Source organism: Tepidiphilus succinatimandens (assembly GCF_006503695.1).
Lineage (GTDB): Bacteria > Pseudomonadota > Gammaproteobacteria > Burkholderiales > Rhodocyclaceae > Tepidiphilus > Tepidiphilus succinatimandens.
The window spans coordinates 1-13,380 of record NZ_SBIK01000002.1; the positions used below are offsets into that span (position 1 = coordinate 1).

A 13,380-nucleotide genomic window follows, 5' to 3' on the forward strand; every position below is an offset into this window, starting at 1 on the left:
CATACTGCCGGTTCCATTCGGCGAGCGCCCAGTTCCACACGCGCCGGGCCGTGCCGCAGGCGCGTTTGAAGTAATCCGCCTGCTCGGGCGTGGGACGAAGGGCGATCTTGTGGGTAAGGCGCATGGTCATTCACTCATCGCCAAGAAGTTTTGCCGCCTTGCCTGTGCTCATGGTGTTTTCCATGAACACCATTATGGACTAATTTGCACTTTTTGTAATACGAGAGTTAGCTCCTTTGCCTTTTCCTTGAACGTCTCGACATCGAGCCGGTATGCATCCGATTCGTCGTCCTTGTATTCCGCCAGCTTGGTTGCCAACAGACGCTTGGCGGCCTCGTAGCGCAGATAGGGGCGCGACACGAGTACGCGAACGATGTCCAGGGCGCCGTAGCGTCGGACGTTGTGACGCCATTCCTTGACATACTTCGCCGGATGGCGCGTTGCGGCTAGCCGTAACTTGCCGTTCGTGAGTTCCAGAACGACGACGTAGCCGCCTTGCTCCAGAAGCGCGGCTTCGACGTTGAGGTCGACGTATTCCGGTTCGCCGTCGTACAGCCAGGTCGTATGCAGGTTTTGCTGATGAACGGTTTTCATTCTCAGTGATGAATTTCGCTTGCGGTTCGACTTGCCATGGACAAAGAATAGCGCAGCGTTCGTCCCGAACCTGCTCGAAAAGAGCATTGAACTGATCTGTTATGCCGCTTCTGCAGGAAAATCCCAGCCTCAGGACGCGGTGGGCGAAGTCGATGCGCATCTATCCACAGCGCCAACGTTGCGATGCCTTTAGTTTTTAATGATTAAAAAAAGATTAAAAAAAGATTAGGGCGATTGTGGATAACTTTTTTTCGCCAATGTTTGCAATGGATTTCACAAGTTTTCCACAGGCGCGGCCGTACCCGCTGTCCCGATATTTTGGTACCCGTCATCCCGATATTTTGGTACCCGCTATCCCGATACTCGGTACCCGCTATCCCGATATTTTTAGCCTTTCCGTACCCGCTATCCCGATACCCAGTACCCGCTATCCCGATAGCGCCAATCCATGTCCTCGCAGAGCTTGTGGATAATTCGCCCGATCTGTGGATAAATTGACCGATCTGTGGATAACGCATCGTTTTCGACCCTACCCGCTATCCCGATAGGGATTTGGCACGGTTTTTGCTTCCCGTTTGATTACGACGCAGTCGTTTTCGTCTATCGAGCACGACCATCCTGTCACCGAGGCCAGTTCCTTGAGCGCGCGCCGCAACATCTGGCGGAACTTCTTAAGCTCGCTTACCTCGCTTCCGCACAGTTGCCTGATGGTTTCGACCTTGTACGGGTGCGGCTTGGCGTGGGTCGAGTAGAACGCATGCAGCCATTGAGCCAGCGGGCGCTTGCGCAGCATCTTCCGCTGCTCCCCGTTGAGAGCCGTCCAGTTCCCGCCCATGAAGAGCAATGCGAGCGCCTCGTTGATCTTGATCACGTACTCGTTGGTCTCTTCGTCCCTGAAACCGTCCTGGATCAGGGTGCCGAAGTACGAGTGACGGCCGTTTGAGATACGCACCAGGCAGCCCGCAAGGTCGTTGATGGCTTCTTTCAGCCACTCGTAGTCGGATTTCCCTGTGTTTCGTCCAATAGCCTTGAGAAAGGAGTACGCGGAAAAGCGAATCCGCTTTCCAGTGCCGTGTTTTGCTGCTAGATCCAGGCACTGCTCCCACACGTCGAGATGGGCTTGCGTTGGCCGATAGCCCCGCACCATGTAGACATCCAAGCCTTCCACGGAAGCGATTTTTTCTTCTCGCCGAAAAACCTTCTCCGAAACGCCAAACAGCGCCGAGCGAAGAACATCGTTCGGGAGCGGCTTGCCATTCGATGGCACAGGCAGACCCGCAGCGATGGCCTTCTGTTCCAGGCTTTCTCGTATCCGGTCCATGGCTTTGGCAATACCAGGATCCGGAATCGGTTCACCGGACGACTCGTGAAAGGGAATGGGGATCTGAGAAGTAGCGTTGTCCATACCGTCCTTATATCAGGACGGACGGGTAAAATTTGGGCTAAATACGCACTTTTAGGCAGTATTTCGGCATCGTTTCTGAATGACATCCGGTTCATCCCCGCGCACGCGGGGAACACGCGAGCGCGGCGGGGTGAGCGGCGCCGCGAACTCGGTTCATCCCCGCGCACGCGGGGAACACGGCTGCACCACAAACCCTTCGTCTCGGTCCCCACGGTTCATCCCCGCGCACGCGGGGAACACATCGGCAATGGGGCGCTGATGACGATCTTGGCCGGTTCATCCCCGCGCACGCGGGGAACACACGCGGATCGGGTCAATGCTCTTTTGATGTCCCGGTTCATCCCCGCGCACGCGGGGAACACGAGGGCCTGGTCGCTGGCCTGCAGTCCATCTACGGTTCATCCCCGCGCACGCGGGGAACACACACGCCAGTATTCTGGCGTCTGGGACGGCAGCGGTTCATCCCCGCGCACGCGGGGAACACACTTGAAATTTTCCCATGTTTTTAAATAAGTTGCACACTGCCCGCTAACCTACCGCCGACCCACCGTTTGGCGACACCGGCTCTGGCGGTAGGAACGACACGAGCTGGACGCCGTCCAGTTCGACGGGCACGCGCCGGTTGGCCCCTATCGTCACGAATTCAAAGCCTGCCTCGTTGTTCGTGCGCCAGACCATCACGGCGTTGCCCTCGCCGACGCCGGCTTCGACGTGGCGCCAGATCTCCTCGCGTACCCTGCGCGAGTAATTGCCGACGTAGACGCCAGCACGCACTTCCAACAGCCAGACGGCCAATCTACCCCGTAGCCGGGGCGGGACGTTCTCAACCACGATGACCAACATCGCCCAAAGGCTCCTTGTCGGCAATGGCCGGCAGCACTTGGTCAGGCGCCGGCTCAGGAGGCGCGATGCCGCCGGCGGCAAGCACATCCTCGATGGTCGGGATGATCTTTTCGAGAAGCCGCGTCCGGCGGAATACGTCGCGGCAGCGCAGGCGCACCTCCCGCTCGGCGTTCGCCTTCGCCGAGGCGGCCACTTCGAAAGCGACCGGCACGACGGTATCGAATTTGAAAAGGTCCGCGATATCGTAGACGAAGGACAACGGCTTGCCGGTGTGGATGAAACCGATCGCAGGTGCATAGCCTGCGGCAAGCACCGCCGCTTCGGTGACGCCGTAGAGCGCTGCGGTGGCAGCCGACAGGCAGCGATTGGGTCGGTCGGAGGACTCCCAGGATTCGGGATCGTAGTCACGATGCACCCAGCGCACTTTGTAGCGTTCGGCCAGCCGCTTGTACATTTCGCGCACGCGCGCCCCCTCGATGCCGCGAAGTTGCTCGACGGAGCGTCGCTGCGGCGGCTCTTGACCGAAGCGAATGGCGAACATGCGGCGCACGACTTTGAGGCGCAGCTCATCGTCCAGGGCGAGCTTTGCCTGATACAGCAGCCGGTCGGAACGGGCACCGCCCGGTTGCCCGGCAGAATAGAGGCGAACGCCGGCCTCACCCACCCAAACGAGCAAGGTACCCACCCTCGCCGCGAGCGCGCAGGCGGCATGCGAGACGCGCGTGCCGGGCTCCAGCATCAGGCAGGCCACGCCGCCCACGGGGATATGGGTGCGCACCCCGTTGACATCCACGACGACGAAAGCGCCGTCGAGTACGCCAACCCGGCCTACACCAGCCAGACCTGCTCGTGTTGTGGAGAGTTGGGGAAGCGCTCGAAACATCGTTTCGAGTGCCCTCACTGTGGTCTCCGGGCGCACAGCGACTTGAACGCAAGTCGGAACCTTGCCCGGATCGGCAGCGGTGCCCCGCTGTCGAGGGCGGTCGTAAATACGCCTGATGTTGGGAGTGTGGATATGGGCAACCATGTCTGCGCTTCACAATAAAGCCTGCGACTTCAGTCGCGGGTTATTTACTTCCGGTACACCTCCTTGCGGTTGCCGATGCGCACAACGAGGATGCGCAAAGCGCCGTCCTCGATGCTGGCAACGATGCGATAGTCGCCCACGCGGTACTTCCAGAAGGCTCCAAGCTTGGAGCCTTTGAGGGCTTCGCCGATGCTGCGCGGGTCGTCGAGTCCCGAGACTCGTTCGCGCAGAAAAGCGGTGATGCGCTTGGCAACGGTCTTGTCCAGCGCGGCCAAGTCCTTCTTGGCCTTGTCGTCGAACTCAATCCGCCAAGCCAAGATCGCGCTCCACTTCGTCTAGCGTGTAGGTGCGGCTGCGGCCTGCGCGAACGTCGATCAGGCGTTGCTCTGCAAGGTACAAATCTTCGAGGTCGTCCAAGTGCTCAAGGATGGCTTCGCGGGCATAGAAAGTCTTGGTGCGCCCGGTGGCCTGTGCCAGTGCTTCAAGGCGGGCTTCCACTTCGGCGGGCAGTCGGATTGCAAGCATGTTTCGGCTCCTGTTCTGAAAACGCTATACAAGTATAGCACAACTACCGCGAAACGCTGGGTGAGTTATCCCGCTCGATCTTCTGCGCCTTGGCCTGCTCGCGCGCCTCGGCGGCCTGCTGCTCGATCTGCTCGACGCGGGCCTCTGCACGGGCCACCCGTTCAGCGCATGCCTCCAGTTTGGCGGCCAGCACGGCGGCCTGCTGTTCGGCGGCGGTGCGGCCCTGCTGCGCATCGGCCAGCGCGGCGCGTAGGCGCTCGATCTCGGCGGCCTGCTCGGTCTGCCGTTCGGCCTGTGCCTCGATCTTGAGGCGGGCCGTGGCCAGCTCCACCCGCGCCGATTCGGCGGCCTGTTGCTCGCGCTCGATGCGCTGCGCCTGGTCGGCCAAGTCGGCGGCTTGCTGCTCGGCCTTGCCCGCCAGAGTGGGCGTAAACGGCCCGCCACGGCCCGGAAAACGCGGCCAGCGGGGCAAGCGTTGTCGGTATTCCTGACCTTGATGCAGCGGGCGTAGGTCAACCGTCACAACCTGGTGTCAATCAGGCTTTTCTTGGCGGCCATGTTCAGATAGGACAGGGCCTTCATGACGCAACTCGCCTCGTACCGGATCGCCGCCAAGGCGGTCTCAGTTTCGGCCACCTTGTCCTTCTCCCAGTCCTGGGCATATTCCAGCAGTTTGCTCAGAGTGTAGCCATGCGAGGCTTTCGGCTTGGCGATGTACGTCGTAAACGCCCTGCGCGTTCCCTTCGCCTTGGAACCGTACCAGCGCTTGTCGTACCACTCTGCCGCTATCGATAGCCCTCGCTGGCGGACTCTGGGCTTGAGAGAGCTTTTCTTCGGCCAGTCCATCTTCTTGTTCATCTCCTCCTTGAAATCGTAGTACTCGTTCACCACAGCCAGTGCCCGTTTGTACAGGCTTTCCATGTGCCTTTCCAGGGCGGCCTTGATCTCTTCCAGGTCGTTTTCCTTCTTCGTTTCGTTCATCGCGCTTTCCTTATGTTTACTAGAGAGGCAGCAAAACGCCATGCCTTATATAGAAAACCATCTCGCCATGCCGGTTCTTCCTAACGCTGGCAGAATTCCTTTAAATCTAAGGCATAGCGCTTCGTTTCCTTTGCAGACTGGAAAGGCATTGCGGCTACCTTGTCCTTGCAGCCTTGCCATGTGGACATCGCGAAGCGTTTCCTTTGCAGACTGGAAAGGCATTGCGGCCTTGCTGCCACCGGTCGATTGCCAGGCGATCGGTTCGTCCCTGCGAGGTCGCCATTTTTCGTTCCTTTAAATCTAAGGCATGGCGCTTCGTTTCCTTTGCAGACTGGAAAGGATTGCGGCCCCCCTTGTCCTTGCAGCCTTGCCATGTGGACATCGCGAAGCGTTTCCTTTGCATACTGGAAAGGCATTGCGGCCTTGCTGCCACCGGTCGATTGCCAGGCGATCGGTTCGCCCCTGCGAGGTCGCCATTTTTCGTTCCTTTAAATCTAAGGCATGGCGCTTCGTTTCCTTTGCAGACTGGAAAGGATTACTGGACTCGCTGTCCTTGCAGCCTTGCCATGTGGACATCGCGAAGCGTTTCCTTTGCAGACTGGAAAGGCATTGCAGCGCACAACTGTAACTCGACACCTACAAGGTTTATGTCGCTAAACAAGGCGTTTTGTTGCTCTTTTCGGTCGGGTTTTCACCGGAACGTCTGATATGTTCTCAAGTGGTATGCTAGCGGTACTCGCTCGCCGGACGATCATGCCGGTGCTACTAGCGGTTATCTGGAAGTTGATTGCCGGTACACGGAATCGCGTCGAGGCAAGACGAACTGAAAATTGTTTACTCACGGTTCACAGGAGGTTGACTTGAATATCATCGGTATCGACATCGGGTACTCCAACCTGAAACTCGCCTTTGGCCATAAAGGCGAATCTCCAAGAACATACTTACGCCCTTCGGGCGCGGCGCCCGCCGATCGCTTTGGGTCGCGCTTCGATGGAAAGGCGCACGAAGACTTCCTGCACGTCCTGGTAGACGGGCAAGAGTTCGTTGCGGGGGTCTCACCGGATCGCGCTGAAATGTGGAGCCGTTCCCTGCACGCGGACTATCCTTCCAGCGTCTCTTACAAGGCGTTGTTTTACGCCGGCCTTCTCCTTTCGGAGATGGACAGGATCGACATGCTCGTCACCGGGCTTCCGGTGACACAATACTTGGACGAAAACCGCAGAAAAGCCCTAGCCGAGTACATGCTGGGAACGCATCAAGTTACCGCCAAGCGCACCGTCACGGTCGAGAGGGTCAAGGTCATCCCGCAGCCCATCGGCGGACTCCTCGATTACATCGCTCAAGAAGATGCCGATATAGAGGATGCGCGGGTTCTCGTGGTCGATCCCGGCTTCTTCTCGGTCGATTGGGTGGTCATCGCCCACAAGGATCTGCACCGTCAATCCTCCGGCACCAGCCTCAATGCCTCATCGGTCGTCCTCGAAGAGGCCTCCAGGCTGATTGCCAAGGATCACGGCACGGCGGTCAATACTGAGACTCTCGAAAACGCCATCCGCTCAGGCAAACCGACCGTTCTGGTGCTCGGTCAGCGCGTCGAGATAGCCCCCTACATCGAGCAGGCCACGAAGACGGTCGGCCCGGTCGTCGTCGAATCCATCCAGAAGTCGCTGCGCACGGAAAGCACGATGGTCGACCTCGTGGTCCTCGTTGGGGGTGGTGCCATGTTCTTCCGCGACGCGGTGCAGGCCGCCTTTCCACGGCTGTCCGTAGTTACGCCGGCGGATCCGGTGTTCTCCAACGCTCGTGGATTCTGGTTGATGGGGGCGGCTTTGTGAGCGGCATTCGGATCGTTCTTACCGTGACCCAGGCCAGTCCTGAGCTTTTTGCGGCATTGAAGGACGTTCCGGCCAGACTGCGGGCCGAGCGTGTCCGAACGCTCGCAACGCTCGGGATCGCTGCCATTAGCGGTGGAATCTCCGGTAAGCCGGCCATCGACCAACCTACCCAGACAGAAGTTGCACAACAGGATGCGCAGGCCTCGAGTCGAGCGCTGCGTTTCGCAAAGTCGCTAGGGGATGAGGTGTGACCAAAAAGATCGGTCGACATCACCTCGCTTTCTATCGTGGGTGGTTGCAGGGCCTCGATCTCAGGGATCTGGCCGACCGCTATCTCGAGACAGGGCTCGACTTGCGGCGCGCCAAATCTACGCTCACCTGGTTGCGGGATACTCTGAGCCAGGCTGCCCTGCGCCATGGCCGGCGCGGCGAAGCCCGCTTACTGCGCTTGCACTTGGCAGCCGAACCCATTCAGAAAGCGCATGCCATTCCCTCATTGGAGGACTTCCGCGCCGAACACGATCCTGACGGCTTCTACGATGAGGAGGAGCTGATCCAGCTCTATCTCGAAACGTTTCCCGAAGCCCGCGACAAGCGAGGCCGTCAGCGCCAGCGCTTGATCGAACGTCAACTCGCAGCCCTCGTCTGGATCGAAGACCTGCTTGTCACCGATCCAAATCCTGCCGATCCGGTATCCGCCTGGTTCGACAAGCAGGTGGCGAATCGGCTCGTTCTTGCCGGCATCCCGACCATCGGAGCCTTGATGGAGCGAATCCGGGATCGCGGCTATCGCTGGTGGGTCACCGTGCCGAAGTTGGGCGAAAAAGGAGCCTCCCGGATCGTCGCCTGGCTGCAAGGATATGAGTCGGCCTTGGGGGCGTTGCCAGAACATGCGATGACACCCATCCGCAGCCAACATGCACCATCGTTGGTTCGAGCGCGACCTCGGGAAACCGCCATCGTACCCATCGAGGCATTCGCGGCACCGCAGATGTTGTCTGGCGAAACCGGGTCCAACAGACATCCAGGCTCCCCCCGCATTCGGGCGGACAACGACCAAAAGGCCATCGAGTCCTGGCTTGCCACGAAATCGGGCAGCCCGCACACATCAAGAGCCTACCGCAAGGAAGCCGAACGGCTCCTTCTCTGGGCCGTGATCGAGCGCGGCAAGGCACTCTCAGATCTCACCGTCGATGACTGCGCACTCTATCGGGACTGGCTGTCCAGTCTTGGACGGACGAACCCTGAGCAGTGGCCCTTTCGGATTCCTCAAAGCGAATGGATCGGCAAGCGAAACACACACCGTTTCAGCCCGAACTGGCGACCATTCGACGGCCCTCTGTCCGCCGCGAGTGTCCGGCAGGCGTTGACGATCCTGTCGAGCATGTTCGAGTGGATGGTTCGTGTCCAGTATTGTATTTTCAATCCTTGGGACGCCGTGGGCCGGAAGCCGGCCGCACGCACGGACACGCCCAATGACGTGGAATTGACGCGGGTGTTCTCGACCGGCCAGTGGGACTACCTGATGACGTTCCTCGACGCCTTGCCTGCCGACGATGCGACATCCCGGCTGCGATTCGTGTTGCCCTTTGCCCAGGCCACAGGCTTGCGCCTATCCGAACTGGTGGATTCGAGCATCGGTCGGCTCTATACCATGCCGCTCAAGGAAGGTCTTGGCGTTCGCTGGATGCTCAAGGTGCTTGGCAAAGGCGGCAAGTGGCGAGCCGTACCTTTACCAAACAGGGTCATGGATCGCCTCCGGGAATACCTTGCATACCGCGGCCTCGATCCCGATCCGCTCGCCAATCCGCCCGAGACGCCGTTGATTTCCCGGCTGAGCAGCCAAGAGCCGTTGTCGGGAAGCGCCTTGTACAAGTCGTTGCGGACGGTATTCCATCGAGCGGCCGAAAGCTTGGTCGCAGATGGCAGGGACCAAGAAGCCAAGGCATTCCGCCGAGCCAGCGTTCATTGGCTGCGGCATACGTGCGGTGCGCATCTTGCATCGAGCGGGGTGCCAGTGAATCTGGTGCAAAAGCTTCTGGGGCACGCCAGCTTGGCGACCACCAGCATCTACACGGAGACGGACGATGAACAACTTTGGACCGAAATCGACGCGAGAGCATGAGTGCCGGCTGTGCCCAGAGCTCGTGGCAAGCCGTACCCAGATCGTCTTCCCGACGCCTTGCCCGCCAGGCGGCCTGCTCGCCATCGGCGAGGCTCCGGGCATGGAAGAGGATGACATCGGCGAAGGATTTGTCGGACGAGCCGGCCGCACCCTCGATGCCTTGCTGGTGCAATATGGAATCGAACGCAACCGGGACTACGGTGTAGCCAACATCGTCCGCTGCCGCCCGAAAGACAACCGCAAACCGTACAAACATGAGACCGATAACTGCCTGCTATGGCTATCGATTTTCCTGCTCAGGAACCGCCCCAAGGTTCTGTTGCTGGTCGGAAGCATGGCGACGGAAGTGTTCCTTGGCCCAGGGCCGCTGTACTGGCACATCGAGCGATCCAGAAAGTCTCCGGTTCTGCTCGCCAAGGATGCGCTCCCGACCCTGCGACATGCGATCCGGTTGCTGCACGGCATGCTGGACGGAGTTTTCGCCGTTCCCATGCCGCACACTTCCGGCATGGCGTGGAACCGCAGAGCGCCCAACGGGAAGGTGTGGCGCGAGATTGGGGAGGAGCAGGTTGAACTGGCCGTCGAATGCCTGAAGTCATCGCATGTTACTTGAGTACAGGACCGACCGGCGCGGCTATACCATATGGCTGGAACTCGACCTGTTCGGGTCCTTCGTGCTGTATCGGCGCTGGTACGGACTCTACAACCGTCGGGGAGGGATGAAACGCCAGGTGTTCGAGCGCGAAGAGGATGCCCTGAGAGAAGTGCGCCGGATCATGTGCGTGCGGGAAAGGCACGGCTATGTGCCGGTCGGCCAATAGCAGAAGGTATTCCGGCCCACGGCGCCGCCTTGCCAGCGACGAAGAATCGTTGCACAGGGCCTGCGTCGAGTTGCTTACGTGGCTTACCGGCCGCCATCCCATTCTGCAATGGATGCTGCATGTCCCCAATGGCGGGAAGCGCCCGAAGGGGGAAGCGGGGCGGCTAAAGGCGATGGGAGTCAAGCCCGGTGTGCCGGATCTCCTGCTGCCAATTCCCAACGGCGACTGGTCTGGCCTAGCGGTGGAACTGAAGTCTCTTGCCGGGCGACTCTCCCCGGCTCAGGCCGCTTGGCTCGACCGGCTGGAGCGCTCTGGCTACCTTGTTGCCGTGTGCCGGTCATTCGAAGAATTCAGGGCTGTCGTCGATCGTTTTCTGCTCGGCCGGAAGCCATCTGACGCAACAGATCATGCAGGCGCTGGTTTTCCTGCCGCAACTCCTCGATCCGCGCCTCGTTCTCCCTCACCTGCTCCTTGAGTTTGAGCACAATGGCTTCGGTCTCGGCGTGACGACGAACCAAGTCCGCAAGCGCGGCACCGGCTTCGTCCGATTTGGCTCGGCACTCCTCCAACGCCGTCGACAGGTCTTCGGCTACCGCTTCCAGCTCCTGCCGTTCGCGGTCCCATTCTTTCCTGGCCTCGGCGTACTCGTGCGCCAGCTTCACCACCTCCGCCTTGGCGATCTCCGTAGCTTTCGCCCAGACTTCCTGAGCGAAACGGCGGACGGCCTCGTCCAGGTCGGGTGGTACGGGGCCGGCTTCCTGCGCCTTGTCCGTCCTCTCCTTCCGTCGCTGATGCCACTCGCGCATGGCTTCGGAAATCGTCGTGAAACTTCCGCTGCCAAGCGCTTTACGAACGGCTGCCAGGGTCGGCGCCTTCCCTTCTGCGTCGAGCCGGTCAGCGACCGCCCAAATGTCGTCCCTGGTCAGCGCCATGGCGACCACTCCTTATGCTGCCGCGCAAGCACGTTGAGCATCACGAAAGCACCCCATGCGGCCGCCGCCCACTCCCACAGATCGCTGCCAGCGACCAGGATCAGAACGGCGCACACAGGAAGCGACCCCAATAGCAAGGCTGATGCGATGCGATAGTCGATCTTCCGGCCTACCCGCGAGGCCGTCCAAACCACGAACAGCCAGGCGGCCGGAGCGATGAGCATGCCGACGATGCCGTGGCCGCGCGCCAGTTGCTCGCCAGCGACGAATGCGGCTGACAAGGCAGCTAACCACGTGGCAAAGCCCTTCGATTCCGGAAGATCAGACCCTGCAGACCGAAACGTCGCGATTTCGAAAGCTCGCACGATGGTCTCGCGCATGAGCAGGAGCAACTCTTTCATATACGATCCTTCCTGTATTAATACGATACTACTACAACATACAATATTATTCAAGTTAACATGGGCCGGTTTGTGTGGCATGCGTTGCGTAGTACTGACGGTTCTCTGGAAGTTTACTCGCCGATATGGTCGCGCAAAGAGAAGAACCGCGCGTTGGTTACTAACGGTGCAGTGGCGGTTTACTGAAAAGCCTTCTGGGGATGTAGCGTTTGGCGCCTGCTACTGGCGGTTCTCTGGCGGTTGTGTCGCTCTGCATACCAGAGCCGTCCTTTAGAGAACTGCTGAACCAACACCCCGATGCTCATTCCTCGGGCCCTGATCCTCGTCTGGGTGTTGAATAACCCCCTTGCGCCTTGGTTCAGGACGCAATTTGGCTGTCTGGTGCCAAAAGCCAGCGTCGCGCAAGCACCAGATTGGCCAGCGCAAAGAGGGTGAAGAGCTGGGCAGTGTTCTTGGCCAAGCCCCGATAGCGGGTCTTGCGATGACCAGGTGCGCGGCAAGCCTCGGCCCAGGAACCCACCGAAGCGACTCATTCCGGCTCGATGCCGGGGTGAGCGCCGTAGGAATCCCCCGACTTTAGGCGGGGGAGGATGTCAAGAAAGAGGTTCTTCACCATGTGAAAGGGGTGTTCGACCTTGGCGCGGACACTCGCTAGGTGAGCTGATGGGGCTTGAGTAGCGGGCGACACTTGAGCAGTGTCGTGGCATCAGGTGCCGCTTCCCGGCTCGGGTCGATGCCCACGAAGCGGCGAATCGCCTGGCTGTCGCAGATCGCGTCTTCGGTTCCCTCGTCGGACAGCCCGAAACAGTTCTGTACCACGTACATCCGAAGCATGCGCTCCAGCCCGATCGTCGGCCGGCCAGGCCCTTCATTCTTGGTGTAGAACGGATCAAGCGTCGCCACTAGCGCTTTCTAGGGCGTCACTGCCTCGAGTTGCGCCAGAAAACGGTCCCGGCGCGTCTGTTTCTTCTTCGCGGCATGCTCGAGTTCGGGACAGCTCGACTGCATGGCAGTCTCCCCCTCGGCTGGATGGTCTCCGGCATTATCCCAGGTCGGGTCGACATCGGGAAGGGGGGATAAATCAGCGTTTCCCTAATCGCTTGCCTCTGGGTGGCCCACGCCAAGCTTTTTCAGAATGCTGCGGACGTGAGCAAGGGAAACCTCTTCATGTCGGGTTGCCGCAAAACGTTTCAACAGGATCTCGTCGGCATCGACCAGAGTCTCTCCGTTCGGTCCTTCGTAGCGTTCTAGCGAGCCAAACTGTAAAAACGCATCGACCCATGAAACAGGGACATCCATCAGATCGGCCGCTTGCTGTCGAGTCAGTAGTCCCATCTCTTTTCTCGCTCTCAAGAAAGTTCGCAACCACGCGCACGATTAACTTCACCTAGAGCCGTATCGACACGTTTCCGGCAAGCGCAGCTTGTCCGGCAGAGGCTTAAGCCACGAAACTGCTGCTCTCAAAAACGTACGCGAAGGTGCGCACGGTTTTCTTCCTGCCCCGAGCCGTCTCGATGACCGTGCTCGTCTCTGACTGTAATACGAGAGTTGGCTCCAGCCATCTGCCGCTGCCACTATAACAGCAAACCCAGACGCAAGCAATTGTTATCTTTAGGGTTTTATTGTCCATATCTTGGGAGGACCGATTTACACGCAAAAAATCGCATTCATGATAATAGCAGTTATCATGAATGAAGTATGCCGCAATCTGCTTCCTGGGCTGTCCAAATTTTGGACAACCTCGCAAACCCCGTGCGGCTAAAGCAGTTAGAGCTAATATTCAGTTTGTTATCCACAATTTCTGTGGATAGCATGCGCGGCAGCAAGCACATTGCCGGCGATGAGCAAAAAAATCCCCGGCCCTCTTTCGAGGAACCGGGGTGGGTTGTGT

17 protein-coding genes, 3 pseudogenes and 1 CRISPR repeat array are annotated in these 13,380 nt (G+C 59.4%); of the genes and pseudogenes, 6 read left to right on the top strand and 14 right to left on the bottom strand.

Features of this window, described 5'->3' with window-relative positions; translation table 11 throughout:
• The 5 genes from EPD82_RS12320 to cas1e form a co-directional block, all read right to left on the bottom strand.
• Positions 1-124, bottom strand: a 124-nt coding sequence (locus EPD82_RS12320) for a helix-turn-helix domain-containing protein (RefSeq protein ID WP_170210773.1), incomplete at its 3' end; no start/stop codon positions are given.
• Positions 125-192: 68 nt separating this feature from the next.
• On the bottom strand, positions 193-594 hold the full coding sequence (locus EPD82_RS02050) for a hypothetical protein (protein WP_141054876.1): 402 nt from the start codon (positions 592-594) through the stop codon (positions 193-195).
• Between the two features lie 529 nt (positions 595-1,123).
• A complete protein-coding gene (gene trfA, locus EPD82_RS02055; protein WP_141054879.1) occupies positions 1,124-1,999 on the bottom strand; it encodes a plasmid replication initiator TrfA in 876 nt (291 codons plus the stop codon).
• Positions 2,000-2,086: 87 nt separating this feature from the next.
• Positions 2,087-2,483: a CRISPR direct-repeat array (repeat unit 29 nt; unit sequence CGGTTCATCCCCGCGCACGCGGGGAACAC).
• A gap of 44 nt (positions 2,484-2,527) precedes the next feature.
• Complete coding sequence (gene cas2e / locus EPD82_RS02060; protein ID WP_055423122.1) at positions 2,528-2,842, bottom strand: type I-E CRISPR-associated endoribonuclease Cas2e; 315 nt, start codon at positions 2,840-2,842, stop codon at positions 2,528-2,530.
• A complete protein-coding gene (gene cas1e, locus EPD82_RS02065) occupies positions 2,823-3,725 on the bottom strand; it encodes a type I-E CRISPR-associated endonuclease Cas1e (RefSeq protein ID WP_141054882.1) in 903 nt (300 codons plus the stop codon). The genes cas2e and cas1e overlap by 20 nt, the downstream gene beginning before the upstream one ends.
• On the opposite strand from cas1e, the gene EPD82_RS12325 reads away from it, so the two are divergent.
• Positions 3,609-3,887 carry a zinc ribbon domain-containing protein gene (locus tag EPD82_RS12325; RefSeq protein ID WP_420824927.1) on the top strand — a complete coding sequence of 93 codons (279 nt, stop codon included), beginning with the start codon at positions 3,609-3,611 and terminating at the stop codon, positions 3,885-3,887. The genes cas1e and EPD82_RS12325 overlap by 117 nt on opposite strands.
• A gap of 26 nt (positions 3,888-3,913) precedes the next feature.
• On the opposite strand, the gene EPD82_RS02075 is transcribed toward EPD82_RS12325, so the two are convergent.
• Genes EPD82_RS02075 through mobI form a run of 4 tightly spaced genes read right to left on the bottom strand, consistent with a single transcriptional unit; the run spans position 3,914 to position 5,375 of the window.
• On the bottom strand, positions 3,914-4,186 hold the full coding sequence (locus EPD82_RS02075) for a type II toxin-antitoxin system RelE family toxin (protein ID WP_141054885.1): 273 nt from the start codon (positions 4,184-4,186) through the stop codon (positions 3,914-3,916).
• Positions 4,170-4,394: a type II toxin-antitoxin system RelB family antitoxin gene (gene relB / locus EPD82_RS02080; RefSeq protein ID WP_055424293.1), complete on the bottom strand. Its 225-nt coding sequence runs from the start codon at positions 4,392-4,394 to the stop codon at positions 4,170-4,172. The genes EPD82_RS02075 and relB overlap by 17 nt, the downstream gene beginning before the upstream one ends.
• A gap of 43 nt (positions 4,395-4,437) precedes the next feature.
• Complete coding sequence (locus tag EPD82_RS02085) at positions 4,438-4,866, bottom strand: hypothetical protein (protein ID WP_198289083.1); 429 nt, start codon at positions 4,864-4,866, stop codon at positions 4,438-4,440.
• A gap of 47 nt (positions 4,867-4,913) precedes the next feature.
• Entirely contained in the window at positions 4,914-5,375 is a 462-nt protein-coding gene (mobI, locus tag EPD82_RS02090) for a conjugative transfer protein MobI(A/C) (RefSeq protein WP_141054888.1), read from the bottom strand.
• 860 nt (positions 5,376-6,235) lie between these two features.
• Between mobI and EPD82_RS02095 the strand changes: the two genes are divergently transcribed.
• The 5 genes and pseudogenes from EPD82_RS02095 to EPD82_RS12330 all read left to right on the top strand — a co-directional run.
• Positions 6,236-7,210 (top strand): ParM/StbA family protein, encoded by a 975-nt coding sequence (locus tag EPD82_RS02095; RefSeq protein WP_072247997.1) that lies wholly within the window; start codon positions 6,236-6,238, stop codon positions 7,208-7,210.
• Between the two features lie 247 nt (positions 7,211-7,457).
• Complete coding sequence (locus EPD82_RS02100; protein ID WP_141054891.1) at positions 7,458-9,335, top strand: tyrosine-type recombinase/integrase; 1,878 nt, start codon at positions 7,458-7,460, stop codon at positions 9,333-9,335.
• Positions 9,298-9,948 (top strand): uracil-DNA glycosylase, encoded by a 651-nt coding sequence (locus tag EPD82_RS02105; RefSeq protein WP_141054894.1) that lies wholly within the window; start codon positions 9,298-9,300, stop codon positions 9,946-9,948. Before EPD82_RS02100 ends, EPD82_RS02105 begins: the two co-directional genes overlap by 38 nt.
• Positions 9,938-10,156 carry a WGR domain-containing protein gene (locus tag EPD82_RS02110; RefSeq protein ID WP_141054897.1) on the top strand — a complete coding sequence of 73 codons (219 nt, stop codon included), beginning with the start codon at positions 9,938-9,940 and terminating at the stop codon, positions 10,154-10,156. Before EPD82_RS02105 ends, EPD82_RS02110 begins: the two co-directional genes overlap by 11 nt.
• A 112-nt stretch (positions 10,157-10,268) precedes the next feature.
• Positions 10,269-10,487: pseudogene (locus EPD82_RS12330) on the top strand (VRR-NUC domain-containing protein); the annotation flags it as partial.
• A 19-nt stretch (positions 10,488-10,506) separates the two neighbouring features.
• On the opposite strand, the gene EPD82_RS02120 reads toward EPD82_RS12330, so the two are convergent.
• From EPD82_RS02120 to EPD82_RS02140, 5 genes and pseudogenes are all read right to left on the bottom strand, one after another.
• Positions 10,507-11,088, bottom strand: a complete 582-nt coding sequence (locus tag EPD82_RS02120) for a DNA-binding protein (protein ID WP_141054903.1) — start codon at positions 11,086-11,088, stop codon at positions 10,507-10,509.
• The gene (locus EPD82_RS02125; RefSeq protein WP_141054906.1) at positions 11,079-11,489 is read right to left on the bottom strand and encodes a hypothetical protein; all 411 of its coding nucleotides are present in this window, start codon (positions 11,487-11,489) and stop codon (positions 11,079-11,081) included. The genes EPD82_RS02120 and EPD82_RS02125 overlap by 10 nt, the downstream gene beginning before the upstream one ends.
• Before the next feature lie 358 nt (positions 11,490-11,847).
• Positions 11,848-11,976: pseudogene (locus EPD82_RS02130) on the bottom strand (IS5/IS1182 family transposase); the annotation flags it as partial.
• A gap of 167 nt (positions 11,977-12,143) precedes the next feature.
• Positions 12,144-12,497, bottom strand: a pseudogene (locus tag EPD82_RS12130) (transposase); the annotation flags it as partial.
• An 84-nt stretch (positions 12,498-12,581) separates the two neighbouring features.
• Positions 12,582-12,824 (bottom strand): hypothetical protein, encoded by a 243-nt coding sequence (locus tag EPD82_RS02140; RefSeq protein ID WP_141054909.1) that lies wholly within the window; start codon positions 12,822-12,824, stop codon positions 12,582-12,584.
• Positions 12,825-13,380 lie beyond the last annotated feature (556 nt).

Coding starts and splice junctions, on each gene's coding strand:
- EPD82_RS02050 (WP_141054876.1), bottom strand. CDS start 594: ATGAAAACCGTTCATCAGCAAAACCTGCATACGACCTGGCTGTACGAC.
- trfA (WP_141054879.1), bottom strand. CDS start 1,999: ATGGACAACGCTACTTCTCAGATCCCCATTCCCTTTCACGAGTCGTCC.
- cas2e (WP_055423122.1), bottom strand. CDS start 2,842: ATGTTGGTCATCGTGGTTGAGAACGTCCCGCCCCGGCTACGGGGTAGA.
- EPD82_RS12325 (WP_420824927.1), top strand. CDS start 3,609: ATGGGTGCGCACCCCGTTGACATCCACGACGACGAAAGCGCCGTCGAG.
- cas1e (WP_141054882.1), bottom strand. CDS start 3,725: ATGTTTCGAGCGCTTCCCCAACTCTCCACAACACGAGCAGGTCTGGCT.
- relB (WP_055424293.1), bottom strand. CDS start 4,394: ATGCTTGCAATCCGACTGCCCGCCGAAGTGGAAGCCCGCCTTGAAGCA.
- mobI (WP_141054888.1), bottom strand. CDS start 5,375: ATGAACGAAACGAAGAAGGAAAACGACCTGGAAGAGATCAAGGCCGCC.
- EPD82_RS02105 (WP_141054894.1), top strand. CDS start 9,298: ATGAACAACTTTGGACCGAAATCGACGCGAGAGCATGAGTGCCGGCTG.
- EPD82_RS02110 (WP_141054897.1), top strand. CDS start 9,938: ATGTTACTTGAGTACAGGACCGACCGGCGCGGCTATACCATATGGCTG.
- EPD82_RS02120 (WP_141054903.1), bottom strand. CDS start 11,088: ATGGCGCTGACCAGGGACGACATTTGGGCGGTCGCTGACCGGCTCGAC.
- EPD82_RS02125 (WP_141054906.1), bottom strand. CDS start 11,489: ATGAAAGAGTTGCTCCTGCTCATGCGCGAGACCATCGTGCGAGCTTTC.
- EPD82_RS02140 (WP_141054909.1), bottom strand. CDS start 12,824: ATGGGACTACTGACTCGACAGCAAGCGGCCGATCTGATGGATGTCCCT.